The organism is Hymenobacter glacieicola (genome assembly GCF_014640315.1).
GTDB lineage: Bacteria > Bacteroidota > Bacteroidia > Cytophagales > Hymenobacteraceae > Hymenobacter > Hymenobacter glacieicola.
Genome location: NZ_BMGS01000024.1, coordinates 1 through 3,139, shown reverse-complemented (window position 1 = coordinate 3,139; position 3,139 = coordinate 1). Strand labels below are relative to the sequence as shown.

Annotated in this window: 2 rRNA genes; both read right to left on the bottom strand. The window is 53.8% G+C overall.

The window, feature by feature from the left end:
* Positions 1 to 104 (bottom strand): 5S ribosomal RNA (rrf, locus tag IEW18_RS21520); the annotation flags it as partial.
* A 96-nt stretch (positions 105 to 200) separates the two neighbouring features.
* A 23S ribosomal RNA gene (locus IEW18_RS21515) occupies positions 201 to 3,103 on the bottom strand.
* Between the last annotated feature and the right edge of the window lie 36 nt (positions 3,104 to 3,139).

Here is a 3,139-nt window from a genome sequence, read left to right as displayed (position 1 = left end):
GCGACCGACTCTCCCGCCGGTGAAGGCAGTACCATAGGCGCTCCGGGGCTTAACGACTCTGTTCGGAATGGGAAGAGGTGAACACCCGGGCTAAAGCCACCATTATCAAGGCAGCACACGTCCGGCTCAAGGCCAGAAGCGGCTGTCATATCTTAACATAGAGGCAGAGTAGGAAAAAGAAAGGGTTGAGCTCACGTAGCTACAGAAGTGTTCGAGTCCTTAGTACCCCTCGGCTGTGCGATTTCGCGCTCTACACCTAGGGCCTATCAACGTTGTGGTCTCCAACGACTCTTCTAATCGGATATCTCATCTTCAGGTGAGTTTCGCACTTAGATGCTTTCAGCGCTTATCTCATCCCAGCGTCGCTACCCGGCGCTGCAACTGGCGTCACAACCGGTGCACGAGCGGCTGGTCCAACTCGGTCCTCTCGTACTAAAGTCAGGTCCTGTCAAATATCCTACGCCCACCACAGATAGGGACCGAACTGTCTCACGACGTTCTGAACCCAGCTCGCGTGCCACTTTAATCGGCGAACAGCCGAACCCTTGGGACCTTCTCCAGCCCCAGGACGTGACGAGCCGACATCGAGGTGCCAAACCTCCCCGTCGATATGAGCTCTTGGGGGAGATCAGCCTGTTATCCCCGGCGTACCTTTTATCCTTTGAGCGATGGCCCTTCCATGCGGAACCACCGGATCACTATATCCGTCTTTCGACCCTGCTCGGCTTGTAGGCCTCACAGTCAAGCCCGCTTCTGCTATTGCGCTCTGCGTACGGTTACCAAGCGTACTGAGCGGACCTTTGAAAGCCTCCGATACATTTTTGGAGGCGACCACCCCAGTCAAACTACCCAGCAGACACTGTTTCCGTTTCCAGATTAGGTGCCAAACAACACAAGGGTGGTATTTCAACGTTGGCTCCCCCAGACCTGGCGGCCCGGGTTCACAGCCTCCCACCTATCCTACACATGTGTTGTCCAGCATCAATGTCAACCTATAGTAAAGGTGCACGGGGTCTTTCCGTCCCGTGGCGGGTACTCGGCATCTTCACCGAGACTACAATTTCACCGAGCTCATGGCTGAGACAGCGCCCAGATCGTTACACCATTCGTGCAGGTCGGAACTTACCCGACAAGGAATTTCGCTACCTTAGGACCGTTATAGTTACGGCCGCCGTTTACCGGGGCTTCGATTCAAACCTTCGCTTGCGCTAAGTTCCCCTCTTAACCTTCCGGCACCGGGCAGGTGTCAGACCTTATACTTCCGCTTACGCGTTCGCAAAGTCATGTGTTTTTGTTAAACAGTCGCCTGGGCCTTTTCACTGCGGCTTCTCCATCACTGGAGGAAGCGTCCCTTCTCCCGAAGTTACAGGACCATTTTGCCGAGTTCCTTGGCCATGATTCACTCGAGCGCCTCAGGATGCTCTCCTTGACTACCTGTGTCGGTTTGCGGTACGGGCTAGCAAGCAGTAAACGCTTAGCAGGTTTTCTTGGCAGTCTGATTAGGTACACTATCCCGTTGGCCGAAGCCTCCAGGTACTATCAGGTTTCAGCAAAGTCGGCGTACTTGACTACCGTCCCTATACCTACACCCTTTAACGAGCACTTCCGTCCGCTCGCGGTACTTTCACTTCTGCGTCACTGCATCACTCCACTTACTAGGTGCGGGAATATCAACCCGCTGTCCATCGACGTAGCCTCTCGGCCTAGCCTTAGGTCCCGACTAACCCTGCTCCGATTAGCGTTGAGCAGGAAACCTTAGTCTATCGGCGAGGGGGTTTCTCACCCCCTTTATCGTTACTCATGCCTACATTTGCTTTTCTGGCCGCTCCAGCTCGCCTGACGACGCACCTTCACCGCTGACCAGAATGCTCCCCTACCACTTGTCCATAAGACAAATCCATCGCTTCGGTACCGGACTTGATGCCCGCGTATTATCGATGCCCTCTCGCTCGACCAGTGAGCTGTTACGCACTCTTTAAAGGAATGGCTGCTTCCAAGCCAACCTCCTGGCTGTCAAAGCAAGTGGACCTCCTTTGTTCAACTTAGTCCGAATTTAGGGACCTTAGCGGATGGTCTGGGTTCTTTCCCTCTCGGCATGGGACCTTAGCACCCCACGCCTCACTGCCGAGTATATCAACGGGCATTCGGAGTTCGTCAGGATTCGGTAGGCTGTGACACCCCCTAGTCCTATCGGTAGCTCTACCTCCCGCTGACTCCACCTCGACGCTGTACCTAAATACATTTCGGGGAGTACGAGCTATTTCTCAGTTTGATTGGCCTTTCACCCCTACCCTCAAGTCATCCAAATCCTTTTCAACGGAAACTGGTTCGGACCTCCAGTTGGTGTTACCCAACCTTCATCCTGCTCAAGGGTAGATCACAAAGTTTCGCGTCTACCCCCTCTGACTCTGCGCCCTATTCAGACTCGCTTTCGCTGCGGCTCCAAGTCTTCAGACTTTTAACCTTGCCAGAGAGGAGTAACTCGTAGGCTCATTATGCAAAAGGCACGCTATCAGGCCACAAAAGCCCTCTAACTGCTTGTAAGCACACGGTTTCAGGTTCTTTTCACTCCGGTATTCCCGGTTCTTTTCACCTTTCCCTCACGGTACTAGTTCACTATCGGTCTCTCAGGAGTATGTAGCCTTAGCGGATGGTGCCGCTGGATTCAGACGGGGTTTCTCCGGCCCCGCCCTACTCAGGAATCCTCTACCGTATCTATTCAGTTCGTCTACCGGACTCTCACCGTCTCTGGTTGGCCTTCCCATGCCATTCAACTAAGAATAGATAATCAGATGTTGAGGTCCTACAACCCCGGGTTGGCCGTAACCACCCCGGTTTGGGCTCCTCCCCGTTCGCTCGCCACTACTTGGGGAATCATATGTTATTTTCTTTTCCTCCGGGTACTTAGATGTTTCAGTTCCCCGGGTTTGCCTCTGATTTACTAATAAACCAGATCCTTGGTCTTCAACCAAGGGGGTTGCCCCATTCGGATATCTACGGATCACCTGGTATGTGCCCATCCCCGTAGCTTTTCGCAGCTTATCACGTCCTTCTTCGCCTCTGAGAGCCTAGGCATCCCCCGTGTGCCCTTATCTACTTCTCGTAGTGACCTGCTGCACGCAGCAGGTCGAGCTCAGGG